At 36.9% G+C, this 25,395-nt stretch carries 25 protein-coding genes; 5 read left to right on the forward strand and 20 right to left on the reverse strand.

From position 1 onward, the window contains the following. Positions 1-9: 9 nt before the first annotated feature. The 7 genes from SMA_RS08455 to SMA_RS08485 all read right to left on the reverse strand — a co-directional run bounded on the left by SMA_RS08455 (position 10) and on the right by SMA_RS08485 (position 6,490). Complete coding sequence (locus SMA_RS08455) at positions 10-1,170, reverse strand: DnaD domain protein (RefSeq protein WP_014295160.1); 1,161 nt, start codon at positions 1,168-1,170, stop codon at positions 10-12. Then, positions 1,154-1,651: a transcriptional regulator NrdR gene (gene nrdR, locus SMA_RS08460; protein WP_014295161.1), complete on the reverse strand. Its 498-nt coding sequence runs from the start codon at positions 1,649-1,651 to the stop codon at positions 1,154-1,156. The genes SMA_RS08455 and nrdR overlap by 17 nt, the downstream gene beginning before the upstream one ends. Positions 1,652-1,839: 188 nt before the next feature. Then, complete coding sequence (locus SMA_RS08465; protein WP_257903756.1) at positions 1,840-3,255, reverse strand: HAMP domain-containing sensor histidine kinase; 1,416 nt, start codon at positions 3,253-3,255, stop codon at positions 1,840-1,842. 68 nt (positions 3,256-3,323) lie between these two features. After that, the gene (locus SMA_RS08470) at positions 3,324-4,016 is read right to left on the reverse strand and encodes a response regulator transcription factor (protein WP_014295163.1); all 693 of its coding nucleotides are present in this window, start codon (positions 4,014-4,016) and stop codon (positions 3,324-3,326) included. Between the two features lie 232 nt (positions 4,017-4,248). Further along, the gene (locus tag SMA_RS08475; RefSeq protein ID WP_014295164.1) at positions 4,249-4,785 is read right to left on the reverse strand and encodes a DUF177 domain-containing protein; all 537 of its coding nucleotides are present in this window, start codon (positions 4,783-4,785) and stop codon (positions 4,249-4,251) included. 124 nt (positions 4,786-4,909) lie between these two features. Next, on the reverse strand, positions 4,910-5,812 hold the full coding sequence (gene htpX / locus SMA_RS08480; RefSeq protein WP_014295165.1) for a zinc metalloprotease HtpX: 903 nt from the start codon (positions 5,810-5,812) through the stop codon (positions 4,910-4,912). Between the two features lie 126 nt (positions 5,813-5,938). Next, a complete protein-coding gene (locus tag SMA_RS08485) occupies positions 5,939-6,490 on the reverse strand; it encodes a LemA family protein (protein ID WP_014295166.1) in 552 nt (183 codons plus the stop codon). A gap of 328 nt (positions 6,491-6,818) precedes the next feature. Here SMA_RS08485 and rsmG point away from each other — a divergent pair, with 328 nt between their 5' ends. The 3 genes from rsmG to ktrA all read left to right on the forward strand — a co-directional run bounded on the left by rsmG (position 6,819) and on the right by ktrA (position 9,655). Next, complete coding sequence (rsmG, locus tag SMA_RS08490; protein WP_039671169.1) at positions 6,819-7,532, forward strand: 16S rRNA (guanine(527)-N(7))-methyltransferase RsmG; 714 nt, start codon at positions 6,819-6,821, stop codon at positions 7,530-7,532. 66 nt (positions 7,533-7,598) lie between these two features. Beyond that, positions 7,599-8,972, forward strand: coding sequence for a TrkH family potassium uptake protein (locus SMA_RS08495; protein ID WP_014295168.1), 1,374 nt, complete (start codon positions 7,599-7,601; stop codon positions 8,970-8,972). A gap of 11 nt (positions 8,973-8,983) precedes the next feature. Further along, a complete protein-coding gene (gene ktrA / locus SMA_RS08500) occupies positions 8,984-9,655 on the forward strand; it encodes a potassium uptake transporter gating subunit KtrA (protein WP_014295169.1) in 672 nt (223 codons plus the stop codon). Between the two features lie 53 nt (positions 9,656-9,708). On the opposite strand, the gene SMA_RS08505 is transcribed toward ktrA, so the two are convergent. From SMA_RS08505 to sstT, 5 genes are all read right to left on the reverse strand, one after another. After that, the gene (locus tag SMA_RS08505) at positions 9,709-10,539 is read right to left on the reverse strand and encodes an energy-coupling factor transporter transmembrane component T family protein (protein ID WP_014295170.1); all 831 of its coding nucleotides are present in this window, start codon (positions 10,537-10,539) and stop codon (positions 9,709-9,711) included. Then, positions 10,532-12,208, reverse strand: a complete 1,677-nt coding sequence (locus tag SMA_RS08510) for an ABC transporter ATP-binding protein (RefSeq protein ID WP_014295171.1) — start codon at positions 12,206-12,208, stop codon at positions 10,532-10,534. The genes SMA_RS08505 and SMA_RS08510 overlap by 8 nt, the downstream gene beginning before the upstream one ends. 55 nt (positions 12,209-12,263) lie before the next feature. Then, positions 12,264-12,812 (reverse strand): ECF-type riboflavin transporter substrate-binding protein, encoded by a 549-nt coding sequence (locus SMA_RS08515; RefSeq protein WP_014295172.1) that lies wholly within the window; start codon positions 12,810-12,812, stop codon positions 12,264-12,266. Beyond that, positions 12,809-13,663 carry an SAM hydrolase/SAM-dependent halogenase family protein gene (locus SMA_RS08520; protein ID WP_014295173.1) on the reverse strand — a complete coding sequence of 285 codons (855 nt, stop codon included), beginning with the start codon at positions 13,661-13,663 and terminating at the stop codon, positions 12,809-12,811. The genes SMA_RS08515 and SMA_RS08520 overlap by 4 nt, the downstream gene beginning before the upstream one ends. A 150-nt stretch (positions 13,664-13,813) precedes the next feature. Next, positions 13,814-15,040 carry a serine/threonine transporter SstT gene (gene sstT / locus SMA_RS08525; protein ID WP_014295174.1) on the reverse strand — a complete coding sequence of 409 codons (1,227 nt, stop codon included), beginning with the start codon at positions 15,038-15,040 and terminating at the stop codon, positions 13,814-13,816. 334 nt (positions 15,041-15,374) lie between these two features. On the opposite strand from sstT, the gene brnQ reads away from it, so the two are divergent. Then, positions 15,375-16,748 (forward strand): branched-chain amino acid transport system II carrier protein, encoded by a 1,374-nt coding sequence (gene brnQ, locus SMA_RS08530; RefSeq protein WP_014295175.1) that lies wholly within the window; start codon positions 15,375-15,377, stop codon positions 16,746-16,748. Positions 16,749-16,808: 60 nt separating this feature from the next. On the opposite strand, the gene SMA_RS08535 is transcribed toward brnQ, so the two are convergent. Beyond that, positions 16,809-17,438 (reverse strand): NAD(P)-dependent oxidoreductase, encoded by a 630-nt coding sequence (locus tag SMA_RS08535; protein ID WP_014295176.1) that lies wholly within the window; start codon positions 17,436-17,438, stop codon positions 16,809-16,811. A 183-nt stretch (positions 17,439-17,621) separates the two neighbouring features. On the opposite strand from SMA_RS08535, the gene SMA_RS08540 reads away from it, so the two are divergent. Continuing rightward, positions 17,622-18,062: an Rrf2 family transcriptional regulator gene (locus tag SMA_RS08540; RefSeq protein ID WP_014295177.1), complete on the forward strand. Its 441-nt coding sequence runs from the start codon at positions 17,622-17,624 to the stop codon at positions 18,060-18,062. A gap of 30 nt (positions 18,063-18,092) precedes the next feature. Here SMA_RS08540 and SMA_RS08545 read toward each other — a convergent pair whose 3' ends face one another. The 7 genes from SMA_RS08545 to SMA_RS08575 all read right to left on the reverse strand — a co-directional run bounded on the left by SMA_RS08545 (position 18,093) and on the right by SMA_RS08575 (position 25,336). After that, positions 18,093-18,785 carry a methionine ABC transporter permease gene (locus SMA_RS08545; protein ID WP_014295178.1) on the reverse strand — a complete coding sequence of 231 codons (693 nt, stop codon included), beginning with the start codon at positions 18,783-18,785 and terminating at the stop codon, positions 18,093-18,095. Continuing rightward, positions 18,786-19,850, reverse strand: a complete 1,065-nt coding sequence (locus SMA_RS08550) for a methionine ABC transporter ATP-binding protein (protein ID WP_014295179.1) — start codon at positions 19,848-19,850, stop codon at positions 18,786-18,788. Then, positions 19,831-21,213 carry a M20/M25/M40 family metallo-hydrolase gene (locus tag SMA_RS08555; protein WP_014295180.1) on the reverse strand — a complete coding sequence of 461 codons (1,383 nt, stop codon included), beginning with the start codon at positions 21,211-21,213 and terminating at the stop codon, positions 19,831-19,833. The genes SMA_RS08550 and SMA_RS08555 overlap by 20 nt, the downstream gene beginning before the upstream one ends. A 208-nt stretch (positions 21,214-21,421) precedes the next feature. After that, the gene (locus tag SMA_RS08560) at positions 21,422-22,321 is read right to left on the reverse strand and encodes a MetQ/NlpA family ABC transporter substrate-binding protein (RefSeq protein WP_044563107.1); all 900 of its coding nucleotides are present in this window, start codon (positions 22,319-22,321) and stop codon (positions 21,422-21,424) included. Positions 22,322-22,434: 113 nt separating this feature from the next. After that, entirely contained in the window at positions 22,435-23,277 is an 843-nt protein-coding gene (locus tag SMA_RS08565) for an amino acid ABC transporter substrate-binding protein (protein ID WP_014295182.1), read from the reverse strand. A gap of 119 nt (positions 23,278-23,396) precedes the next feature. Continuing rightward, positions 23,397-24,542 (reverse strand): amidohydrolase, encoded by a 1,146-nt coding sequence (locus SMA_RS08570; RefSeq protein ID WP_014295183.1) that lies wholly within the window; start codon positions 24,540-24,542, stop codon positions 23,397-23,399. Further along, entirely contained in the window at positions 24,539-25,336 is a 798-nt protein-coding gene (locus SMA_RS08575; RefSeq protein WP_014295184.1) for an amino acid ABC transporter substrate-binding protein, read from the reverse strand. The genes SMA_RS08570 and SMA_RS08575 overlap by 4 nt, the downstream gene beginning before the upstream one ends. Between the last annotated feature and the right edge of the window lie 59 nt (positions 25,337-25,395).

Consider the following 25,395-nt stretch of genomic DNA (forward strand, 5'->3'; position numbering starts at 1 on the left):
ACTCGCTCCTTAATCTTCTAACATGCTACGTTTGAGTTCTTCCAATTTCGCTTTTTCTTCAGCAGTAGCAACATGCTTGTATTCTTTTGCTGTCCATTCAGGGACATTGCTTTTAGCAACTTTTGCCTGTGCTTTACGGTCCTCTTTATTGCGTTGGGCAAAGCTGCGCATTTTTAAAACAGCAGCTTCAGCAGTCGTTATATTTTGATAGGCAAAATCATTGGCTACTTTCATAATGTAAGGTTTATTGAGATTAGCTGACTGCGTTTTATTTAACGTATAAAGCACCATGACATTAATCACTTCATCTAAAAAGCTCATGTTGGCTAATTCTTCCAACAATTTTCGCTCGCTCTCGGTAACCACCGCACGACGTGGTGCCTTGATTTTCTCCAAAAATTCTCTTGCATTAGCTTGCTTGGCTTCACGAATAATCACTTGTTCCTTGGTGTCAAATTGCTCTTTGCTTTGACCTTGTGATTTCGCATTTTTGGGTTGTTCCAACTGAACAGTCATTCGTTGTGGTGAAATTTTACCATTAATAGCCGTGCTTTTTGCCAAATGATAGGTATCAAACCAATTCATGGTGTACTTGTCAGCAAGGCTGTAAATCGAAACAACATCTGCTTTTTCATCTTTAAATTGCAGGCCATCACGCAACATCAAACGCTCAAAGCTATCCAAATCAAAATGATTTTTTGACACATTTGCTTTTGGCTTTGGTAGTTCTCCTGCTGAAAAAATATCCGAGAATTTTTTGGAAATATCTCTAGCCTCTTGCGGAATTTTAATATCCAGCTCAGCCACTGCAACATCACCAATTTCCTGCTCTAATAAGCGACGATACACAGGATTGCTAAGAAAAGTCTCACGGTTCAAAGCAGGTTGCAATTTTAAAACATAAGCATCACGTGTTTGGTACAAAATAAGCAAATCAACAGCAGTCAAAATTGCAAAAGCTTCTTCCACCTGACGCATGCTTAATTGCAAATGATTAAGAATCTCACTAAATTTGTGACGTTTAACACCATCATCAAAAAATGCCAACAAATAATCATAAAGCAAAACCGCGTGATTTCCAATCACTGGGTGATACAGCTGGCTAAGACTATCAGAATCTAATAAAACCTTATTATTTTTGATATAAGAAAACTCATCGATTGGTCTCATCTAAATTACTTCTTTTCTTCTTACTATGAACTCGGTTAGTAATTTCTTGTAAAAGTTCTTCAATCTCATCGACGTCTTTAAACGATTTATAAACAGAGGCAAAACGTACATAAGTTATTTCATCAAGTTCAGCTAACTCATCCATGACAAGATTACCAATGGCTGTACTCGGAACTTCACCTTCAAAGTCACTACGAACTTTTTGCTCAATACGTGAAACAACTTGTTCAATATCATCGCTCGATACTGGACGTTTTTGGGCACTTTGGAAAATACCATTTAAAATCTTTTCACGAGAAAATTGTTCACGCATTCCATCTTTTTTAATGACTAGTAAGGGCAATTCTTCAACACGTTCAAAAGTAGTGAAACGTGCATGGCAATTTTCACATTCTCGACGACGTCTAATAGTATTTCCATCTTCAGCTTGACGACTATCAATAACACTTGATTTATTATAATTACATTTTGGACAACGCATGCAAACACCCCATTCTGCCAATTGTTTTAATACTTTATTTTAACATAAAATCAATCATTATGAAAGTAATACCAGTTTGACCATATCAATCAAACGATTTCCCATTTCTTAAACCTTATCCCTTTTCTAATAAAAAATAATTGTTCAATCATGCTTTATTAGAAAAACGAACAGACCGAGAGAAAAACTCAGTCTGTTTTATCTTGTTTTGTCATAAGTCGTGGAATAACTAACGTAAACTCTGAACCCTCATTAACAATACTGTTAACACTGATATTAAGCTCATAAGCATCAACAATCTGTTTAAGGATAGCCAAGCCAATTCCAAGACCTCCTTGTGTTGAAACACGATTACGTGATTTATCTGTTCGATAAAATCGTTCAAAAATATATTTCAGGTCTTCCTGAGAAATTCCTTCCCCTTCATCTCTAACTTTGACAACAGCGTCAGATCCTTGAAGCTCCAAACTAACATGAATCGTTTTACTTCCTGAAGAATATTTTACACCATTATCAATTAAAATCAAAATTGCCTGTTCAAAGTGATTTTTGTAAATTTCTGCAAAGACACACTCCTCCACACTTGTTGAAAATTGAAAATTAAAATCTGGATGCAAAATACGAAAATTTCCCAAAACATAGTCAATTGATTTCTTCAAGTCTGTTTTTCCACCTTTGTGTAGATCAAAACTTCCCTGAACACGAACCATATCTAGCATTTCATTAACCATAATGGACATTCGATCGATTTCATGATAAGCAGCATCTAAACTTTCTTCAAGAATATGTTGGTCTTCTTTTCCCCAACGTTTCAGTAAACCAAGATGTCCCTTAATAACTGCAATCGGTGTTCGTAATTCATGACTAACATCACTAACAAAACGCGCTTGTCTTTTAGTATACCCTTCAATTTGATCTAACAATTTATCAAAGTTAGCAGAAATTTCTTCAATTTCATCTCCAGAGTGAATATCACTACGGACAGTCAAATCGCCAGGATTTTCAGCAATATTACTAACAATTCCTTGAAATTCTTCCAACGGACGTAAAAAGCGTTTTGTTGAAGAGAAAAGAACATATAAAATTAACCCAATCTCAACCAACTCTGTAATCAAAAGGATTACCACAAGACAATGTCGCATTAGATAGTAGGAGCTAAAGTGTTGAAAAAGCGTCACATAACCCATAACTTCTCTTGTGTTTTTGGAGTAAATTTTCGCCGTTGCATAGTAACCTGTAAAAGCAGGTGCATGGTAGATTTTTGTCTTGCCAACTGTACCTGTTTTAAAATTTGCAACTGACTTATCAGTCGTTAAAACTAATTGCTTATCCTTGTTAAAAATGGCGACTTCTTGATTATCAGAAGTCAAATCATCAATCCCACCACTTTTATCTAGGATATATTGGGCATCATCTTCCTCAACAAGTGACTCCGTAGCATTATACTCATCCAACAAATCCAAAAGATTGTCAACTGTTAGTGAGCTTTCTTGAGACAAAAAATTTCTCACTACTTCGGCACTTTGTTCAACATCATAACGCTCACGTGCTAAAAAGATTTGGGTAGTTCCAAAGTACACGATTAGATTAAAAAGAGTTAACACAAGGAGAATCCGAAGCAAAGAGAAAATCGATATTTTTCTAGATAAAGACTTTTCTTCCCATTTTATCATTATTTTTCTCGAATAATGTATCCCATTCCACGAACTGTTTGAATGTAAGATTCTTTACCTGGAATATCGACTTTTCCGCGAAGGTAACGGATATAAACATCAACAACATTTGTCTCAATATCTGTATCATATCTCCAAACACTAGACAATAATTCTTCACGTGTCATTACACGATTAACATTTGATAAAAGAACACTTAGCAAATCATATTCACGTTTTGTAAGTGAAATTTCATCATCACCTCGAACAGCAGAACGATTTTGAGGGTTTAAGCGTAGTCCAAGTAGCCCTTCTTTTCCTCGACTATCTTGTTCACGCTTAGATTCAACATCTTGACGACGAAAAACAGCACGGACACGAGCTAACAATTCTTCAATTGCAAATGGTTTAACAATATAGTCATCTGCACCACGATCAAGCCCAGCAACAACATCCATAATTGAATCACGAGCTGTCATCATAATAATAGAAGTCTCTTTTCCTAATCGAAGACGGCGTGTAATTTCAAAACCATCCATATCTGGAAGCATCAAGTCTAACAAAATTAAATCAAAATCATCATCTAGAGCTGTTTGTAGGCCAAGTCGTCCATTATTTTCTACTACTACTGAATAACCTTCATGTTGCAACTCTAAAGATACAAAACGTGCAAGATTTTTTTCATCTTCAATAATTAAAATCTTTTTACTCATTGTCACCAACCTTTTATTAATTTTTAAAGATTTAAAATCTCTTTTTTGCAAAAGTATACTACCTCTGTCAAAAATGACTTCCTATTAGCATGAGAATAAAATTACATTTTTATTATTTTATTACATCTTTCTGAAAAAGCAAAAACAAAGATAAGTATATTATATAGCCTTAAAAGTATATCAAAGTGTTAACGATAATTCAAGAATATTTTATTTTTTAATAAAAATAAAATTAATCTTCAAACAATCCATTTAAAGCAGAAAATGGATTATTCTCCTTTTTCTTTTCATCTTGTAGCACATCATATTGTTCTTCTGTCAAAACTGACCAGTCATTTCCTGATGGCATTACATTAGAATTTCGTTCTTCCTTACTTAAAATTTGCATAGGAATTGTCAACAAAATATTATCAATAACACTTTCTTCTAAATCAATATAGTCCTCCTCAAGTACCAAGACAAGATTTTCTCTAACAAGTTCTTCTTTTGTATGAATATCCGCCATTTCAATAAAAATTTCTGAAATTTTCTCAATCTGGTGTACGTCAACAGGCAACATTGAGCGGCTTGAAGGTAATGTAATTGTATAATCGAGTGTATAATTTAATAAATATAAACCATCATCATAGGCAACATTACCTTGCACAAAAATTCCCTTAACGTCCAACACATCTTTGTTACGTTCTGCTAATTTTTCTTTAATATCTAAAGAAAGATTGAAACTAATACCATCTGGATTCTTTTTTATTTCCGAAATTGAAAACATCATTATTACCTCTTTTAAATTTCTCTACTATTATATCAACTTTTTAGAGTATTGTCTGTATATATTCTATCAATAAATAATTTATTATAAAAGAACTTCACACCTTAAAATGAAGTTCTTGATATTATTATATTTGACGAAGACGTTCAATACGATCCGAAATAGATGGATGTGTGTTGAACAGTGATGTTGTTCTTTCTTCTTTTTTGATAGGGTCATTAATGTAGAGTGCCGCACTTGCTTCATCAACAGGATGATGCATTGGAGAAGATTGCTCCAGTTTTTGAAGTGCTTTAATCATCCCTTCAGGATTACGAGTTAGTTCAACAGAACTGGCATCAGCAAGGTATTCACGTTGCCGTGAAATGGCTAATTGAACAAGAGTTGCGGCAAGTGGTGCTAAAATTAACGATAAAATCGAAAAGAGCAACATCAAAATACCAAGACCACCCTCATCGCGGTTATTCGAACGGCGACGATTGCCACCTCCGCCAAACCACATCATGCGGCTACCGATACTAGCAATTAAGGTCACTGCACTAGCTAAAGCAACAGCAATGGTAGAAATGCGGATATCGTAATTACGAATATGACTAACTTCGTGTCCAATAACACCTTCCAATTCTTCACGATTCATCACAGCTAATAATCCTGTGGTGGCTGCGACCGCAGCATTTTCAGGACTTGAACCTGTCGCAAACGCATTTAAAGAATCATCTTCAACGATAAACACACGCGGCATTGGAATTTGTGCCACCATTGCCATATCTTCTACAATATGATAAAGTTCTGGGGCTTCTTCCTCGCTGACTTCACGCGCATTGTTCATTGACATGACAACATTTGTTGATTGAAAAATCATACTAACAGCATAGATTCCACCAATAATTAAGGCGATAACCACACCGAATTCTAGACTATCTAACCAAAGATAGCCAACTGCGGCACCAATAGCTGACAAAATCAAGAAGAAAACAAGAATCAAAACAACCGTTCTTCGCTTGTTACTAGAAATTTGATCGTATAACATGACTTTATTAAGAAAACAAAAGGTCTCTTCGAGTTGTTAAAATCATCAACTATTTCAAGAGACCTTCCATTTTATTCCTTTCTTTATTAAAGGTTGCTTTAAAATAATTTCTCAAAACAATATCAATTAGAAATCAAATGATACTTTTGGTGTTTCTTTTTCATCTTCAGGGGTTTCCAAGAATTGGCTTGGTTTAAAACCAAACATACCTGCAATGATATTGCTTGGGAAAGTTTCTAATTTAACATTATAATTTGCTGTTGTTGTATTGAACAATTGACGTGAGTACGAAATTTTGTTTTCTGTATTTGTCAATTCATCTTGCAACTTGATAAAGCTGTTATTAGCTTTAAGTTCAGGATAATTTTCAGCCACAGCAATCAAGCTTGAGAGTTGTTTGGTAAGAGCATTTGACGCGTGCATTGCTTCTGCTGGTGTTTCTGCTCGGGCAACTTGACTGCGTAATTCTGTAATCTTAGCAAATGTTTTTTCTTCATAAGCGGCGTAGCCTTTTACAGTCTCAATCAGATTCGGAATGAGGTCATTACGACGTTTGAGTTGCACATCAATTTGACTCCAAGATTCCTTAGTTTGCATACGACTTTTAACAAGACCATTATAGATAGCAATAATCCAAAGCACTAAAACAACAATAATAGCGATAATAACAAAAATCATAAATTTCTCCTTAGGTATGACATACCTTTCCAAAATCAGTTGCTTTTTGTAACCTACCGCTACACAAAAGCTTTTGATAAACCAAAATAAGTAGATAAAAAATACTTCCTAAGCTCATTATATCAATTTTCTTTCAATTCTTAAAGTATTTACAGATGAAGTTATGGAGGAAAATTAGTTTTTGGGGTGTTATAACCATTTCTAAGAATGTTATTGGATGGGATTTTATGGTAGAATAAGATTACATATATTGAAATTGAAAGGATATTAGAGAAAGTTGTGGTGGTTTGTGTTTTGCAGGCTGCTAATGCTTTCTTTACTGATAATCATGACACCAGAAGAATTTTATAAGAAACTTAGTCAACAAGGTTTTGAGTTGACAGATACACAAAAAAAGCAATTTGAACGTTATTTTGAGCTTTTGGTTGAATGGAATCAAAAGATTAATTTGACGGCTATTACGGATGAAGAGGGCGTTTATTTGAAACATTTTTATGATTCTATTGCTCCTGTTCTTCAAGGAAAAATAACAAATCAAGCGATTCGTTTGCTAGATATTGGAGCTGGAGCTGGTTTTCCAAGTATTCCTATCAAGATTTTATGCCCTGATATTGATGTTACTATTATTGATTCACTAAATAAGCGTATTAATTTTCTTAATTCATTGGCAGATGAACTTGGCTTAGAGGGAGTTCATTTTTACCATGGACGTGCTGAAGATTTTGGTCAAGATAAGCATTTCCGCGCAAGCTATGATATTGTAACAGCACGAGCTGTTGCTCGTCTCCAAATCTTGACCGAATTGACAATCCCATTTTTAAAAGTTGGTGGGCAATTAATTGCTCTTAAAGCTTCCGCTGCCGAAGAAGAATTGGCAGATGCCAAAAATGCCATGACAATTCTTTTTTCAAAACTCATAGACAATTATCATTATGAATTGCCAAATGGCGATAGTCGCCAAATCACAATTCTTGAAAAGAAAAAAGAGACACCAAATAAATACCCACGTAAGGCTGGGATGCCAAATAAAAAACCTCTTTAATGTTATGAGCCGTAAGGCTCTTTTAGAAAACTTTAAAAACTTTTTGAAGTTTAGGAGGAGTACTCTTTGAATAGTATTTTTAAATCTTTAACAAGTACACAACGCTTGACATTTAGTTTTATGATTGTCATTTTCATAGGAAGCTTGTTACTCTCACTTCCTATAACTCACTATGCTGACGCGCCTAGCACTACTTACCTTGACCACTTGTTCAACGTAGTTTCAATGGTTTGTGTGACGGGATTATCAGTCTTTCCTGTAGCCAGTGTTTACAACGGATTAGGTCAAGTGATTACAATGTGTCTCATGCAAATTGGTGGACTAGGATTGGTTACTTTAATTGCAATCAGTACCTACCTTTTACGTCGTCGCATGAATTTATCAAGGCAGAGTTTGCTGCAATCAGCACTTAGCTATGACAATAACAATGACCTTAGGCATTACCTTTTTAATGCTTACAAAATCACTTTTATTATTGAGTCCTTGGTTGCTATTATATTGCTCTTTGATTTTATTCCACGTTTTGGCTTGTGGCACGGTATTTTTAATGCCATTTTTCTTGCTGTCTCTGCTTTTTGTAATGCTGGGTTTGATAATTTTGGCGATGCTAGCCTTAAACAATTCGTTTTGAATCCCTTGGTTAATGTGGCAATTGCTGCCGCAATCGTATCTGGTGGAATCGGATTTGCGGTTTGGATGGATTTAAAAAAAGCTATCAAACACTTTATCAAAGATAAACCTTATCGCTTTTCTGCATTTTCTCGCTCATTAAGCAATCAGACACGCTTAGTGCTTGTCACAACAGGAATTCTTTTACTGCTTGGAACAGCATTGACGTGGCTAATTGAATTTAAAAATGCTAAGACAATTGGGCACTATACCATTTTTCAGCAAATCATGGTCTGCTTTTTCCAATCAGTAACCATGAGGACGGCTGGATTTGCAACGATTTCTTATCTTGATACGCATTCAGCGACAAATATTCTTTATATGATTCAAATGATTATCGGTGGTGCTCCTGGTGGTACGGCTGGCGGTGTCAAGGTGACAACAGTCGCAATTGCCTTCTTGCTTTTCAAATCCGAACTTGCAGGGCAAAATGAAGTCACTTTTCGCCACCGCGTTATTGCCAATAAAGCGATAAAACAAACACTGACCGTGCTAATCTTTTTCTTTACTATTTTAATCATCGGCTATCTGTTGCTTTTGGAATTTGAACCGAATCATGACCCGCTCGCTTTGCTGTTTGAAGCCATTTCTGCGATTGCTACGGTTGGCGTTTCCATGGATTTAACGCCTAAATTATCGCAAGCAGGGCGATTTGTCATCATGGCGCTTATGTTTATCGGACGTGTTGGACCGATTACTGTCCTGCTTAGTCTTTTGCAAAAGAAAGAAAAAAATATTCGCTACGCACAAACAAATATTAATGTTGGTTAGAGGAAATTATTATGACAAAAAAGATTTTTGGAGTTCTTGGATTAGGAATTTTTGGACGTACTATTGTTGAAGAATTAAGTAAATTCGAGCAAGAGGTCATTGCTTTAGATAGACATGAAAATCTCGTTCAAGATGTGGCTGATATGGCAACTAAGGCAGCTGTTGGTGATATTACAGAGATTGAATTTTTAAAAGCCGTTGGCATTGCGCAATGTGATGTTGTTGTTATTGCAACTGGAAATACCTTAGAATCTTCAGTTCTTGCCATTATGCACTGTAAAAAATTAGGGGTAAAAACCATTCTTGCCAAGGCCAAAAATGCGACTTATGAAGAGGTGCTTTACGGCATTGGGGCGACTAAAGTTATCACACCAGAACGCGACTCTGGAAAAAGAGTTGCTTCAAATATGCTTCGCCACCATATTAAAAATATTATTCACATTGAGAATAATATTTCTATGATTGAATTTTCTATTCCTGATTCTTGGGTTGGAAAGAGTCTGGTTCAGCTGGACCTTCGACACAAATACGACCTGAATTTAGTCGGTATTCGTAAAAAATCAACGTCAAGTCTTGATACCCATATCAATCCCAACCAAGCTTTTGAAGCCAATACTGAAGTCGTTGCCATTGCAAATGACAATACGTTTGAAAAATTTGATTATCTTGGTTATTTGAAATAAGAAAAAAGCGTATAAACCGTTGAACAGCTAATTGTTCTGGTTTATACGCTTTTTTAATGCCAAGGATTGTAAAAACGCCCTTGGTTAAGGTGAAAAAGCCACAAACTAATGATAACTAGTAAAACAGCAATCACAACGGTCAGCAAATCCGCTGTTATAAATTTTTGATAAGTGTACCAAGTACGCTTTTTATTTTTTCCAAAACGACGTAGCTCCATAGCTGTTGACACCGTATCAATTCGCTCAAGTGAGCTGAAAATCAAGGGAATGACAATTTGTAGATTTCCTTTGATACGTTTCATTAGTTTTTCTTTTTGTGATAGTTCCAGTCCACGCGCTTCTTGTGACATTTGAATCATGTAAAATTCTTCTTGCACGTCAGGAATGTAGCGTAGCGTCAAACTAACTGCATAGGCAACTTTATAAGGTACGCCGATTTGATTCAAACTTGAAGCAAATTGACTTGGCTGCGTTGTCATAAGAAATAAGACAGCCAACGGAACCGTGCAAAAATATTTCAAAGCAAGGTTAAACAGGTAAAATAATTCTTGACTGGTAAGATAAAATCGCCCATAGCCTTGTAGCAAAATAGTTTTAGTTCCGTAAATTGTTTCGCCATAATTCGGTGCAAACAAATACACCATGACCACATTTAAAAGAGCAAAAAAGCCAATAAATTTGACGACAAAAGAGACTTGCTGCCAACGAATACCTGCTATTTTAAACAAAACAAGGGAAGCAATTCCAATCGCGGCTATCAAACGCGTATCATAGGTTGTCATACAAGCAATCGATACCAAAACAAAGAAAATTAATTTACTGGCGCCTGACAATTGATAAAAGAAACCCCGACCACTCTGATAACCAATAAGATGACTAGCCATGAATACCTCCCTCTTTTTCAATGTAATAATGCGTCAAGACAATTGGATCAACTGCTAATTTTTCTGCTAATTCAAACAAGCTAGTCTTTTTCAAGTTAGCTTTTTCTAGGATAGCATTTTGATTGAATAATGCCACTGGCGAACAATCCGCAATGATTTCACCGTTGCTCACTACAATACTGCGATCAGAATACTCCAACATCAACTGCATGTCATGCGTTATCATGATAATGGTGTGCCCTGCCTTATTGAGCTGATTAAGGAAATTCATGATTTCAGTATAATTTCGCTTATCTTGACCTGCTGTCGGTTCATCTAAAAGAATGATTTCAGGATTCATTACCAGAACCGAAGCAATTGTCACTCGTTTTTTCTGACCAAAAGACAGCGCAGAAATAGGCCATTTTCGGAATTCATACAAACCACAAACTTTTAACGTTTCTAACACGCGTTTTTCAACGTCTTGCTCATCTACTCCACGCAAACGAAGACCAAGCGCCACCTCATCAAAAATCATCGTCTGACTAATCATCTGTTTTGGATTTTGAAGAACATAACCGATTTTTTCAGCACGCTCTTTGATAGAATCCGTCATAATCGATTGTCCTCGATAACGAATATCACCTTCTGGCATGATAAATTGGCAGATAGCTTTTGCCAAAGTTGACTTGCCAGCACCATTTTTTCCCACAATGGCAATCCGTTCGCCTTGATTAATCTCAAAATTGATATTTTTCAAAATAGGACGATTCTCTTGATAAGCAAAATGCAGTTGTTCAACCGTTAAGAGCTTATCTTGCGGCGCTTCTTCTTGAAATGAGCTGGGCGCTGTCACGGCAATATTTGTCAAATCAACTTGACTTAGGTCTGATAGATGTTCCATTGATGTCACATCAACACCCAAATCTCTCAAAGCCGTTACGTAAAGTGGCTCGCGAATGCCATTTTGAATCAAAAGCTCTGTCCGTAATAGCTCATCTGGATGACCATCAAATAAAATCTGACCATCATTCACCAAAACGACTTTATCCACATGACGATAGAGCACATCTTCCAAACGATGTTCAATGATAATCGTCGTCGCCTTTTCTTCATGATGAATACGGTCAATCAAATCAATCGTTTCTTGACCTGATTTTGGGTCTAGATTGGCAAGCGGCTCATCAAAAAGTAAAATCGGACTCTCATCAATCAGAATCCCTGCTAAACTAACACGTTGTTTTTGTCCACCTGATAAATCTTGTGGACGATTGTCTAAAAACTCTGTTAAATCAAGCCTTTTTGCCCAGTGAACAACTTTTTCTTGCATTTCTTCCAAAGAAACACAGTCATTTTCAAGCGCAAATGCCAAGTCCTCTGCCACGGTTAACCCAATAAATTGACCATCTGGGTCTTGTAAAACCGTAGAATCCAAATGAGACTTGTCGTAAATAGACAAGCCAAATGCTTCTTTACCATTAATCGTAAACTGCCCAGATTTCTCCCCATGGTAAATATTAGGGATAATCCCATTAAGACAGTGACCAATTGTTGATTTTCCAGAACCTGATGGACCTATGATAAGTACCTTTTGTCCTTTTTCAATCGTTAAATTGAGAGATTTTAAGGTTGGTTCTGCTTGAATATCATATTTAAAAGTGAAATCCTTAAATTGAATAAAGGGCTTCATGACTATTCTCCTAAAAAATGATTAAGAGCAGGGAATCCCTGCTTCTACTTCTGTATTAATCTTTGGTTAGGCTGCCTGATTGCGTGCGTGTTTTAGAATACACGGCAAGCAAAAGCGAACCACCAATAGCGATTGTCAAACTGTTGATAACTGCTGATAAAATACCTTGAGCGAAAACTTTGCTTGCTGGTTCGCTGTAAATCAAAATGTCACCGTAAGGGGCAATCAAAGTCCAGCCAACAACATTAGCAATAATCTGTACGGCATTAAACCAAACATAATCTTTTGCAGTCAAAGGACTTTTTTCAATATTGATTTTCTTAGCTAATAAGCCAATAGCCAAGCCAATCAAGCCACTAACAAGCACCCATGTCCACCAAGGTGAACCATATTGAAGGGCATCTTTTAGAGCATGTCCAATAAAACCAGAAAAGAAACCAACTGTCGGACCATAAATCACAGCAAAAAGAGCAATTACGGCATATTGTAATTGAATATTGGTATTTGGGATGGGCGTTGGAATGTTAATCAAAGTTCCAATGATAATGAACAAGGCTGCCCCAATCCCTGTCGCAACAACGGTTTTTATCGAATTACTTTTCATAATGATACCCCTAATTTTTTAATCTCAATGCGCCAGTTAGACCCAACTCCAACATTATAAGCCTTGGCAAACGACCCTTGGTTGATAGCAAGCCCAACACGATAAAGTGAATTAATATAGATAATTGGCTGACCAATCCGCACATCAGCAAATGATTTTCCGTAAGTCACTTGATTTTGGTAAACCAACATATCGTTATTAAAAATGGTCACTTCAAAACGGTCACCAAATTCAGGCGACAACGTATAAAACTCTTCATGTTTAATTGACGTCCACAATGACCCAAAACGAACATCTAAAATATCAACTGCCCCACGCACAGCATTCTCCAGAATTTCTGTCTCAACGACAGGCAATTCCAAAACGGCTTCAACAGGCAATTCTGGTCCCACTTCTTCAAATGAAATATGACCGCTGGCTAGTTTTGCTCCTGTATAAGCATAAACATCACGTCCGTGGAATGTATAAGAATACTCTGTATTCTTGCGTCTATTTTTAACCTCTGAAATTTCTCGAACCGCCTTGATACCAACATGTGTTTTGATATAGGTTAAAGTGCCATTATCAGGTGTCACGATAAACTGGTTATTCTCTGTTAAAGCAACAACACTTTTTCGCTTTGAACCAACTCCTGGATCAACTACAGAAACAAAAGTGGTGCCTTCTGGCCAATATTCTACCGTTTGAAAAAGGCGATAAGAAGCCTCAAAAATATTATAAGGAGTAATATCATGAGTTAAATTGTGAATTTTTAAAGTTGGCTCTTCCTGCAAGGCAACTCCAACCATGGCTGCAACTGCCCCGTCAACCAAACCAAAATCCGATTGTAAAACAATTAAATGATTACTCAAAATGAGAGTTCCTCCTTTTTGATGTTGGTTTATTTTATCATAAATAAGATTCAATTTAAAGAAGCTTATTTCTTGAACTAGTTATAAATACAGGTTATAGCAAGGGGTTTAATATAAAAAAAAGCTGAGCAATTTGCCCAGCTACGGTGATTAGCTATGTTTTGCTTTTTTGTTTTTACCCCAGACAGATTTTTCAGCTACCGCTGTAAAAAGAACGTCCGTTGATGAGTTAAGCGCTGTTTCACAAGAATCTTGGACAACACCAACAATAAACCCAACACCAACAACTTGCATAGCAATCTCATTTGAAATGCCAAATAAACTACATGCAACTGGAATCAATAGGAGAGACCCCCCTGCCACACCAGAAGCACCACAAGCAGATACCGCTGAAATCACACTCAATAAGAAAGCTGTTGGAAAATCAACACTAATTCCAAGAGTGTTAACCGCAGCAAGTGTTAGGACGTTAATCGTAATCGCTGCGCCAGCCATATTGATTGTCGCTCCGAGAGGAATAGATACCGAATAAGTGTCTTTATTCAAGCCTAAATCTTCACAAAGTTTCATATTGACAGGGATATTTGCCGCTGAACTACGCGTAAAGAAGGCTGTCAAACCAGATTCTTTCAAACAACGAAGAACAAGTGGGTAAGGATTTTGACGAATCATCACAAATGCAATTAATGGATTGACCACCAGAGCCACAAAAAGCATTGTTCCAACTAGAGTTACAATCAAGAAACCATAATTAGTCAGAATACCAATACCATTATCAGAAATGGCGTTAAAGACCAAACCTAAAATACCAAATGGCGCTAAATTAATAATCCAACGCACAACCTGCGACGTTACTTCTGTCATGGTTTGTAGTAAGTCTTTCGTTTGTTGGCTAGCATTGCGCATTGCAAGCCCAAAGACAACCGCCCACGCTAGCACTCCGATATAGTTAGCAGATGCGATAGCATTAACAGGGTTATCCACAACTTTGAGCAAGAGGTCTTTGAAAACTTCTGCTACCCCTTCTGGTGCTGATAAATCCGATTCTGCTACATTGTCTAATGTCAATTTCAACGGGAAAATGTAGTTAACTAATATTGCCACTATCGCCGCAGCTAGTGTCCCAACAAGATAAAGGCCGACAACCGTTGACATATTGGTCTTTTGTCCTTTTTCATGTTGTGATAAAGCATTGGCAACCAAAACAAAAACCAATAATGGTGCTACAGCTTTAAGACCACCTACAAATAAATCTCCTAAAATACCAATTCCTGATAATTTTGGAAAGGCTACTCCCAGAATTAAACCAAGGATAACTCCGATAATAATACGTTTGATTAGACTAGTCCTATTCCAAACGCTAATAAAATGTCTCATAGTAACTCCTTATATCGTAATAACTTTTTTATAATAATACAAAACTGCCACTTCGTCAAACATCCTCACACAAGATTTGTTAAATGATAGCGCTTAAATACACTATTTTCCAAATTTTTTCACAATTTAAATTTTTTGATGATACTTTTTATGATATTATTTAGCGCATTTTATAGCTTTAGGACACAGCTTGTCAGTTTTTTATGAGAATTTGTTTATAATTTTTGAACCTTTCTTCTATTGACGACAGCTTGTCTGTTCGCTATAATAATTGTCATACAATTTTACTCAATTGAAAAGTAATTGTAAGCATTTTTCATTATTAGGAGGACATATGAAACCTTTTAAAAATATTTATGTCATTATCGGTTTCATGTTATTTGCTCTATTTTTTGGAGCGGGTAACCTTATTTACCCTGCCTTTTTAGGCATTTATTCTGGAAGTAACTTAGCATTGGCTATTCTTGGCTTCTGCTTGACAGGCGTCACCCTGCCATTGCTTGGAGTTGTTGCTGTTGCTTATTCTGGTGCCAGCGACGTCGAGGATTTTGCACGCCCTGTTTCGCGCCATTATGCCTTGTTATTTTCAATTGCCCTCTATTTGTCAATTGGACCTTTCTTTGCGATTCCAAGGACAGGTGCTACGTCATTTTCGATTGGGATCCAACCAATTTTAGGTGATAGCATTAGCGTAAAAATTGCTTACGGTTTGTTCTTTTTTGGTCTTTCTTACATTTTAGCCATTAAACCAAGCAAAATTGCTGACCGCATTGGGAAATATTTGACACCTGCGCTTCTTATCATTCTTGCAATCTTGGTGATTGCTTCCTTTATCAAACCAGCCGGTGATATTGGTACTGCTTATAACGCCGCTAATGATATTAGTAATGCCTTTAAAGATGTACCTTTTGTTGCGGGGCTCATTCAAGGATATGGTACAATGGACGCTCTTGCTTCCCTTGCTTTTGCCATTATTGTTATCGATGCTAGTAAACAACACGGTGCCAAAAATCAGTCAGAAGTCGCTCTTTTGACCTTCAAATCTGGGATCATTGCAACCGTATTGCTTGCGCTTATTTACATTTTTGTGGCTCGTATCGGCGCAACATCACAAAGCTTATTTACATTTACTAACGGACAATTTACATTTAATGGCGCTGCTATCGATGGCGGAAATGTTCTGGGACAAGCAGCTTATTTCTATCTTGGAAGCATTGGACGAGCAGTTCTTGCGGCAGCGATTTTCCTTGCTTGTTTAACAACAGCAACAGGGCTAATCACAGCCTGCGCGGAATATTTCCACAAACTACAACCAAAATTGTCTCACGTTGCTTGGGCAAGTATCTTTACCTTGATTGCTTTATTCTTCTACTTTGGTAGTCTTTCTGAGTTGATTAAATGGTCACTGCCAGTTCTTTACCTTCTCTACCCACTTACAGTCGTGATTGTACTTTTGGTACTCCTTGCTAAATTCTTCAATAATAGTCCAATTGTTTATCGATTAACCATTGGTTTCACCGTTATTCCAGCACTTTATGATGCCTTTTCAACATTATCTACAATGACTGGATTATTCACACTTCCAACAAGTCTCGTTGAATTCTTCACAACAATTGTTCCATTCGGACAATTCTCAATGGGGTGGATTAGCTTTGCCCTCGTCGGCTTCATTCTTAGCATATTTATCACAAAAGTCAAAAAAGCATAGATAATATGATTGCTAACAAACCCCACCAAGCTCAAATGAGTTTGGTGGGGTTATTCTATCTTATTTTCCAAGTAAACTGATGCGTTCTTTGATGTGTTTGCTATTTTCAATTTCATCAACAAAGCCAATAGCATAATCTGCGTAGCTGATAATACATTTACCCTTATCGTTTGTGGTTAATTCTTCACCAGCAAGAATATATTGCCCTGTACGGTTACCGTCAGCTTGGAAATCTGCTGCTGGGCTAACAAATGTCCATTTGACATCATTGCGTTCACGAATTTCTGCCAATGATTGACGTTGCGCATTAGCCAATGGTTTGAAAACAGCAGGAAATTCTGGTGTGTCAACCAATTGTACGGTGTGTTCAGGATTGACATAAAGACTTCCTGCACCACCAACAATCATCAAGCGTGTATCTGTTCCTGACAACAAATCTGCTAAATGCTTTTGTGACTCGCTGTGAAGATGAAGTTGGTCTTCTGTCCAAGCCCAAAAAGCATCCACAACCACATCAAAGCCAGCCAAATCTTCTTTTGTTAAGTCAAATAAGTCTTTTTCAATAACTTTCTGAGCTTTTGATTTATTAAAACTACGAACAACTGCCGTGACATCATGTCCGCGATTAAGCGCTTCTTCAACGATCAATTGACCTGCTTTACCATTTGCGGCAACTACTGCAATTTTCATAATGATTCCTCCAAAATATAAATAATTTTTTTGTTGTAATATATTTTATTACAACTACATCTATAGTATATTCTTCTTCAGATGTAATGTCAATGATTACAACTAAAAGGTTGTAATATTTTTAATTACAACAAAATTATGCTATAATACTCTTAACAAATTAGATTAGTATAAGGAGAAAAAATGCCTTACTCTGCACGATTAGCGACTTCTGTCCATATCCTATTAGCTATTTATCATTTTGAAAATAAAGAAAAAGTGACATCTACCTTTCTCGCTAACAGTATCCAAACCAATCCTGTGATTGTCCGAAATTTATTGGGTAAATTACAAAAAGCTGAACTCGTAAAGGTAGAAGCTGGTGTTGGCGGAGCGCATTTGACAAAAGCACCTCAAGAACTCACTTTTTGGGATATTTTTCAAGCAGTCGAAGATAAAAACAAGCCTATTTTTAAAGCTAATGATGATACCAACCCAAATTGTCCAGTTGGTCGCGTGGTGAACTCCGTTTTACAACCACGTATTGATGTGGTTCAAGAAAATTTTAAAGCTTCTCTCGAGAATATCACTCTTGCTAGTCTCATTACAGACATGGACAATAAAATAGCACAAAACAATCATTAAGCACCTCTGTTTTCACAGAAGTGCTTTTTTCTATTTATGACTTAGTTTTTTAGTGAGGAAGTCTCCGATAAATTGGATAATAAAGACTAGGATAAGGATACAGATTGTTGCAACGATAGTGACATCTGTTGCTGAGCGGTTATAACCGTAGTAAATGGCAATATAACCAAGACCACCTGCTCCAATCGCACCCGCCATAGCTGTTTCACCGATAAGTGAGATGAGCGTTACTGTTGAGACACGGATAAGCTCTGGCAAACATTCGCTAAGGTAAATTTTGATAATATCCCAAAGGGTAGCTCCTGAAGCTTGTGCGGCTTCAATAACACCTCTATCCATTTCTGAAAAGACAACTTGAACCTGACGAGCATAGAAGGCAAATGTCGCTGCTGATAGCGGAATTAGCGCTGCTGTTCGACCTAGGTTGGTTCCAACGATAGCATAGGTAAAACCTTTCAAAATAGCCAACAAAATGATGAAAGGAATGGCACGAACAATTGACGTGAAAATATCTAAAATTTTAAACCCAATACGATTGCTAAGCACACCATTTGGTCCAGTTAGAACTAAAAATAATCCCATTAAAAGCCCTAAAATACCACCAATCACAAATGACCAGCCAGTCATATAAAGCGTTGCTGAAAAGGCATCTGACCAAGAATTCGTTCCTTCCCAACCAATGCGGTAAACATTTGGTAAATTTGTCTCAATCCATTCCATCATTTAGGCACCTCGTTTCAATACAGTTAATTCAATTCCAGCTTCAAGAATAGCTGTTTGGGCAGCAGCAAGCGCATCGGCTTCACCAGATAGGACAACAATCATTTCACCAACTGGTGTATCGTCTAGAATTTCAATATTTCCATAAAGGATATTCGCTGTTACTTCAAATTGTTTGTAAATCTGATTTAAAATAGGCTCGTCTGTTGATGTTCCTGCGTATTTCAATTGAACAAGCAAATCGTCTTTTGGCAAATGTTGCACAAGAGCTTGTTTTTCAATTTTAACCAAGGCTTCATCAATACCAGTAGCTGTTTTGATAAATTCTTGCGTCAATGGTTCTTTTGGATTTGAGAAAATCTCCAATACAGAACCTTCTTCAATCAAGTGCCCATTTTGCATAACAGCAACACGGTGACAGATGTCTTTGACAATTTGCATTTCGTGCGTAATCATAACCACAGTCAAACCAAGTTTTTGATTCAAATCTTGCAATAAAGTCAAAATTTGTTTTGTTGTTTTAGGATCGAGGGCAGATGTTGATTCATCAGAAATCAAGATTTCTGGGTCATTGGCAAGAGCACGTGCAATCGCAACACGTTGCTTTTGCCCACCTGATAATTGAGCAGGATAATTTTCAGCACGATCTGACAAGCCTACTAATTCAAGTAAATCAGCGACTTTTTTGTCTTTTTCTTCTTTTGATAATTTTGAATGACGAAGCGCAAAAGCCACATTTTGGCGCGCTGTTTTTTGTGCCATTAAATTAAAATGTTGGAAAATCATCCCAATTTTTTGACGTTTTTGACGTAAAGCTGCACCTTTTAACTGCACTTTACCATTGTCAAATATCACATCATCACCAATCGTAATTTTTCCAGAAGTTGGTGTCTGTAATAAGTTAATCGTACGAACTAAGGTTGATTTTCCTGCTCCAGAATAACCAACGATTCCATAAATTTCACCTTTGTCAATCGTAATGGAAACGTCTTTTACCGCTTCTATCTCACGTTTTTTCTGATAAAACGTAATGGCAATATGTTCTAAATTAATAATCGGTTTTCTCATAACTCTTAATCAACTCCTCAATCATTTCAATGTGGGTGTAATAATCCGCCAAATTAACATTTTCATCTCCAGCATGGTCACGGCTGTCTGGATTGCCAATACCAAAAGAAGCAATCGGAACTTCTAATACTTCAAAGAATTGGTGCATTGGTCCAGTACCAGCAGTCGTCGGCAAAACTGAAACACCATTTGGTGAAAATGTCTTTGCAATCTCAATCACATTGAGAATAGTCGGGGCAGACATATCACTACGATAAGCCTTTTCGCCCAATGTGTAAACCAACTCTACCTGTTCAAAGCCATGTTGTTGCAAATGTTGTTCAATCTTCTGAAGAACATCTTTTGGCTCAAGCCCAGGAACCAAACGAACTTCCATTTTAGTCTGAGCTTTAGCTGGTAGAATCGTTTTGACACCTTGACCTTGATATCCTGTTGAAATTCCTTCAATCGTGATAGCTGGTTCAAAGAAAAGCGTTCGAACTAACTTTTCCTTATCCCTTGTCAACATTGGCAAATTCAAACCATATAGTGTTTTTAGGTTATCGGCATCAAGATTGGCATGCTCTAGGATAAGTGACAACTCACGCTCACTTGGCTCAATGACTTGGTCATAAATTCCGTCAACCAAAATGCGACCAGTTTCATCACGAAGGCTAGCAATTGCATTAAGCAAATACCATGATGCTGACTCAATGACCGCACCAAATTTCGAATGAATATCAACCTTAGCAGAATCAACAATCATATCAAAGGTGACAATACCTTTTGTTCCACCAGAAATTTCAATCTGACCTTTGGCATTTGAAATACCTTGCTCCCACACCAATAAATCCGCACCACGGAGCTCATCAGCGTATTTTTCAAGATAGGTTTCAAGACCCACAGAAGCTGATTCTTCCGAACCTTCCATAATAAATATAATGTTAACTGGAAAATCTCCAAACTCACGGCGATACTTCTGAACGGCTGTCAAGCGTGCTGTGATATGCCCTTTATCATCATCAACACCACGTCCATACATGTAGCCATCACGGACGGTTAATTCAAAAGGATTTGACGACCAAGGCTGGTCATCATCAGCTGGCACAGTGTCATAATGGTTGTAAAAAATAATCGTCTGAGCATCAGGTCTATTGCTCTTAAAACGCGCCAAAACAAACGGCGCCGTACAAGTATCGTCAATCGTTACCTCAGCACCAGCTTCAGTAAAAATATCGCCTAGATAATTTGCTACTTCTGCTAACCCAATCTGCTGTGCAAAAATCGATTTTTTAGCAATTAACTGACGTAAAATCTCAAAATAATATTGAGCAACGTCATCATTTTCAAACTTCTGCAACTGATTATTATCACTTACTACCATTTTCTACCTCTCAAAATTCAAAACACATCGGTAGCACAGTTTTGAAAACTCTCCAAGTTACTATTCTACCATATTGCTAATTATTTTAAAATCCACTCCCAACAAAGAAGCAATTTAGAAGTTATTAACTCTCCATAAAATACGAAATAATGATTTAGAGACTGGGAAGTTATCCCAGCCTCTAATTTTTCATTTTCAATAGGCTATATTAATCGTCATCAGAAGATGATGAAGATGTTGTTGCGCCATCCCATGCAGGAATATCAGCACCGCCTGAAGCTTCTTTGATGATTTTTCCGACTTCGTCTGTTTGGTAAACAGAAACTAAAGTCTTGATAGCATCAGCTTTATCTGATTTTTTCCAACCTTTTTGGGCTGCAATAACGTTAATCCATTGATTTGAGTTTTCATCAACAGCTTCTTTGTAAAGTGTTGTGTCATAGTCAACATCAGCAGATTGAGCATAAGAGTTGTTAATAACTGCAGCATCAACTGATGTCAATGTAGAAGCAGTTTGAGCAGCATCAACTTCTTTAATATCTAAGTTTTTCGGATTTGATGAAATGTTTTTAATTGTAGCCAATTCATCACCAGAAACGTCTAATTCAATCAAACCTGCAGATTGAAGAAGGTAGAGGGCACGGCTTTCATTTGAAGCGTCATTAGGAATTGAAATAGTTCCTTTATCTGGAATATCACTAACGTCAGTGTATTTTGCATCGCCGTCGCTGTCAGTTCCTGAGAAGAGACGAATTGGGCTAAGAAGCGTATCAGCAACTTCTACCAAAGTTCCATCATTTTCAGAATTCCAGTTTTTCAAGAAATATTTGTGTTGGAAAGCATTGACATCAATTTCGCCATTTTGAAGAGCTTCGTTTGGTTGATTGTAGTCTGTAAATTCAACAAGTTCAATCTTAACGCCTTTGTCTTCTGCCAATTCTTTAACTTTGTCCCAAAGTGGTTCTGTTGCATCATCCAAAGTCATGATACCAACTTTAAGTGTTGTGTCATCAGAAGATGATGAACTTGAAGAACCTCCACATGCTGCCAACAAGACGGTTGACGCAAAAGCTACGCTAGCTAATCCAAATAATTTTTTCAATTTCATAGACATGTTCTCTTTCGTTTTAATCATTGTTTTTATTTTATCCTATTTGATTCTAGGTTTCAAATTGTTATTAATAAGGTTTTCTTATAGTTTAAAACTATAACCCACACTTTTTAATCTGATGTTGGAACTTTCAAATCATCAGCAGAAGGCGTGTAATCTCCACCAAGGTATTTTTCAGAAAGTTCTGTCAATGTACCATTTTCTTGCAATTCTTTCAAACGTTTATTAACAAATTTTTGTAAATCTTCTTGGTCTTGTCCAAAGATGAAATAGATGTATGGTTGCTCTTCTGATTCCAAATCAATGGTTTTCAAATTATCCAAACTTTGATTCTTAATGACAGAATTAACAGTTGGGGCATCAAAAATCTTGAAATCATATTTGCCATCATTTAGATTTGTCAAGATTTGAGTGATATTTTCATTTGTATAATTGATGTCAACAGTATTGTCTGCATTTTCTTCATTGTATTTTTCCAATTGAGCAGCGGTTGTCGTTCCTTGAACAACTTGTGTTGAATGACCACCGATATCATCGTAAGATGTTATATCGCTGTTATTTGGCACGACAAGTACTGACGGTGTTGAACCGATAGGATATGAGAAAAGGTATTTTGCTGAACGTTCTTCAGTATAGCTGATGTTATTACCACCCATTTGATATTTTCCTGAATCAAGCCCAGTAAAGATTGAAGACCATTCTGTTTTTTTGAATGTTACTTCGTATTTATCTGAATCTTTAAAGACTGCTTTTGCGACTTCAATATCATAACCTGTCAATTCACCGTCTTTTTCATATGAAAATGGAGCCGTTGTTCCAACTGTTGCAAAGACAACTTCTTCCTTTCCTGAAGAACTAGATGATGAAGATGAGCTTGATGAACAAGCTGCTAAAAAGGTTGTAGAGGCTAGTGCAACACCTGTTACACCAAGAATTTTTTTCATTAATGTCATAATTGTCTCCTATTTTTGAAACTCCCTTTCAAAGGTATACTTATATCTTAACATCACAAAGCTCACTTAACAAATACTTAAAATCTATCACAGTGATAAACAAAACTTATCACACACGGCTAATCATTTTTAGAACGGTAATAGTCTAGTAGATACTGAGCATTTTGTACATAATAATTAACAGCTGTTGGTAGGGCTTCATCTTTTACGGTAAAGGTATCATGGTGCAAATCTGCTGCATTGTCATCACCGTTGCTGCCAATCAAGGCAAAAACGCCTGGAATATGTTCTTGATAGGTCGCAAAGTCTTCTCCTCCTGTTAATGGAGCAACTTCTAAAACTTCCGCAAACTGTTTTGAATACTCAAAAATAAGCGGTGTCAACGTCTCGTCGTTATAAGTCACTGTTGGTGTTTTTCCCCACTCGATAGTGACTTGTGCGCCAAATTGCTCGGCTGTATTTTTCACAATTTTGGTAAATCGCTCGCGCAAATGCTGACGATTTTCTGGCGTAAATGATCGAATCGTTCCTTCAAAATAACCTGAGTCCGGCAAAACATTCCATGTCGTTCCAGCATCAATATGTGTCACCGATAGCACCGCCGCATCAAATGGCGAAACCGTTCGGCTGATAATCGCCTGCAAATTATTTACAATGGTCGTAATAGTCAAAATCGTATCAATGCCAAAATCTGGACGCGCAGCATGACCGCTAACACCAGTTACCGTAACCTTAAATTTTTCAACCGCAGCCATAATCGCTTTAGAGCGCAAGCCAATTTGCCCTGGTTTAAGATGAGGGTTATTATGATAGCCGATAATTGCAGACACTCCTTCGATACCACCTGCTTCAATCACCGCATCAGCACCAGTCGCCACTTCTTCAGCTGGCTGGAAAATCAATCGAATGGTTCCCTTGATGTCGGCTTCTTTTGCCTTTAATAATTCGGCTGCTCCCAGTAAGCTCGTTTGGTGAAAATCGTGTCCACACGCATGCATTGCACCGTTTTTACTCGCATAATCAAACGTATTGGCTTCTCGAATCGGCAGAGCATCAATATCAGCTCGTAGCGCAATAATTGGCTCACCTTGTCCGATTTCAGCAATAAATCCCGTCTTTAAATGTGTTTCAACAATACGAATTCCAAGATTTGAAATATGATTTTTCAGGAACTCTGTCGTATTAAATTCACGTTCAGACACTTCTGGATGTTGATGAATATCACGACGAATTTTGGCTAATTTTTTATAAAGTTCTGCTGTCATTTGCTCACCTCTAATGCTGATGCTTCTGGTAAATAGCTACCACCTAAATATTTTTGGCTCAATTTTTCCAAAGTACCATTGTTATACAATTTCTTCACGGCTTTATTAAAATCTGTTTGTAACTGCTTGCTATCACTTGAAAAGATAATGTAGTTATTCGGATTATCATCTGTATTCAGCTCAATAACCGTCAAATCCAGATTCTTTTGTTTAATAATCGTTTCAACTGAGATTTTATCAAAAATCAAATAATCAAATTCCCCATCATCCAAATCCAACAAACGTTTGGTAACATCTTCTCCAGAATAGTCAATCGTTGACGGGTTATCACTATGCTGACTATTCCAATCATCAACAAATTTAGCAGTTGATGTGCCTGTATCATCTTGAGTCGTCTTACCGCCAATATCATTCAAAGAAGTGATTTTAGAGCCCTTTTTCACGACTAGAACCAACGGATTTTTAGCAATCGGCACCGAATAGAGGTATTTATTGGCACGTTCTTCCGTGTAGGATAGATTATTAGCCGCCACTTGGTAAATATCGCTATCCAAACCAACAAATATCGAATCCCAAGCCGTCTTTTTAAAACTAATCTTATAATCGTTGATATATTTGCTAGCCGCTTTTATCACCTGAATGTCATAGCCTGTTAACTGCCCTTTCTTATTCTGATAAGAAAAAGGCTTGATGTCACCAGCCGTTGCGACAACTGTTTTTTTATCAGCCGCTTCCACACGGACACTCAAGCTAGCACTCAATAAAACTGCCAATCCCAATAAAACTTTTTTCATTTTCATTCTCCCTAAATATCTAGATATCAAAAAAACTGACTGACATCAGCTTTATCTAT

This window comes from Streptococcus macedonicus ACA-DC 198 (assembly GCA_000283635.1).
In the GTDB taxonomy this organism is placed as follows: domain Bacteria; phylum Bacillota; class Bacilli; order Lactobacillales; family Streptococcaceae; genus Streptococcus; species Streptococcus macedonicus.

Excerpts from the sequence above, each read along its gene's own strand:
- SMA_RS08455 (WP_014295160.1), bottom strand. The coding sequence starts at position 1,170 with ATGAGACCAATCGATGAGTTTTCTTATATCAAAAATAATAAGGTTTTA.
- nrdR (WP_014295161.1), bottom strand. The coding sequence starts at position 1,651 with ATGCGTTGTCCAAAATGTAATTATAATAAATCAAGTGTTATTGATAGT.
- SMA_RS08470 (WP_014295163.1), bottom strand. The coding sequence starts at position 4,016 with ATGAGTAAAAAGATTTTAATTATTGAAGATGAAAAAAATCTTGCACGT.
- SMA_RS08475 (WP_014295164.1), bottom strand. The coding sequence starts at position 4,785 with ATGATGTTTTCAATTTCGGAAATAAAAAAGAATCCAGATGGTATTAGT.
- htpX (WP_014295165.1), bottom strand. The coding sequence starts at position 5,812 with ATGTTATACGATCAAATTTCTAGTAACAAGCGAAGAACGGTTGTTTTG.
- SMA_RS08485 (WP_014295166.1), bottom strand. The coding sequence starts at position 6,490 with ATGATTTTTGTTATTATCGCTATTATTGTTGTTTTAGTGCTTTGGATT.
- rsmG (WP_039671169.1), top strand. The coding sequence starts at position 6,819 with ATGACACCAGAAGAATTTTATAAGAAACTTAGTCAACAAGGTTTTGAG.
- ktrA (WP_014295169.1), top strand. The coding sequence starts at position 8,984 with ATGACAAAAAAGATTTTTGGAGTTCTTGGATTAGGAATTTTTGGACGT.
- SMA_RS08505 (WP_014295170.1), bottom strand. The coding sequence starts at position 10,539 with ATGGCTAGTCATCTTATTGGTTATCAGAGTGGTCGGGGTTTCTTTTAT.
- SMA_RS08510 (WP_014295171.1), bottom strand. The coding sequence starts at position 12,208 with ATGAAGCCCTTTATTCAATTTAAGGATTTCACTTTTAAATATGATATT.
- SMA_RS08515 (WP_014295172.1), bottom strand. The coding sequence starts at position 12,812 with ATGAAAAGTAATTCGATAAAAACCGTTGTTGCGACAGGGATTGGGGCA.
- sstT (WP_014295174.1), bottom strand. The coding sequence starts at position 15,040 with ATGAGACATTTTATTAGCGTTTGGAATAGGACTAGTCTAATCAAACGT.
- brnQ (WP_014295175.1), top strand. The coding sequence starts at position 15,375 with ATGAAACCTTTTAAAAATATTTATGTCATTATCGGTTTCATGTTATTT.
- SMA_RS08535 (WP_014295176.1), bottom strand. The coding sequence starts at position 17,438 with ATGAAAATTGCAGTAGTTGCCGCAAATGGTAAAGCAGGTCAATTGATC.
- SMA_RS08540 (WP_014295177.1), top strand. The coding sequence starts at position 17,622 with ATGCCTTACTCTGCACGATTAGCGACTTCTGTCCATATCCTATTAGCT.
- SMA_RS08545 (WP_014295178.1), bottom strand. The coding sequence starts at position 18,785 with ATGATGGAATGGATTGAGACAAATTTACCAAATGTTTACCGCATTGGT.
- SMA_RS08550 (WP_014295179.1), bottom strand. The coding sequence starts at position 19,850 with ATGAGAAAACCGATTATTAATTTAGAACATATTGCCATTACGTTTTAT.
- SMA_RS08555 (WP_014295180.1), bottom strand. The coding sequence starts at position 21,213 with ATGGTAGTAAGTGATAATAATCAGTTGCAGAAGTTTGAAAATGATGAC.
- SMA_RS08560 (WP_044563107.1), bottom strand. The coding sequence starts at position 22,321 with ATGAAATTGAAAAAATTATTTGGATTAGCTAGCGTAGCTTTTGCGTCA.
- SMA_RS08565 (WP_014295182.1), bottom strand. The coding sequence starts at position 23,277 with ATGACATTAATGAAAAAAATTCTTGGTGTAACAGGTGTTGCACTAGCC.
- SMA_RS08570 (WP_014295183.1), bottom strand. The coding sequence starts at position 24,542 with ATGACAGCAGAACTTTATAAAAAATTAGCCAAAATTCGTCGTGATATT.
- SMA_RS08575 (WP_014295184.1), bottom strand. The coding sequence starts at position 25,336 with ATGAAAAAAGTTTTATTGGGATTGGCAGTTTTATTGAGTGCTAGCTTG.